At 76.6% G+C, this 376-nt stretch carries 1 pseudogene; it reads left to right on the plus strand.

Annotated features, from left to right (window positions below):
- Positions 1–376 (plus strand): annotated as a pseudogene (locus D455_RS34315) (endolytic transglycosylase MltG); the annotation flags it as partial.

Raw genomic sequence — 376 nt, forward strand, 5'->3', positions numbered from 1 at the left:
ACCCACCGGCGGCTTCCTGGACGACGCCCCCGAGGACAGCGGTGTCTTCGACTCGGGGACCTTCCCCGGGGTCAGCAGCTCCGCCGACACCGGCGCGTTCGCCGCGGTCGGGGAGCCCTCGGGCCGTCGCGGCCGCCGTTCGCGCGGCGAACGCGATGACCGACGCGACGAACGGGACGCCCGGGACGACCGCTCGGAGGGATCCGCCGCCGACACCGGCGCGTTCCCCGGTACCGACGCCTTCGCCCCGGAGCCGGACGCGGAGCCGGACACAGGGGCCTTCGAGGAGCAGGACTTCGAGGAGGAGCCCGAACCCCGTGGCCGCCGGTCCCGCCGTAGGCGTGCCGCCGCCGAGGAGGAGAACGGCAGGGGCCGG

The sequence above is a fragment of the Nocardiopsis halotolerans DSM 44410 genome, from assembly GCF_000341065.1.
Lineage (GTDB): Bacteria > Actinomycetota > Actinomycetes > Streptosporangiales > Streptosporangiaceae > Nocardiopsis > Nocardiopsis halotolerans.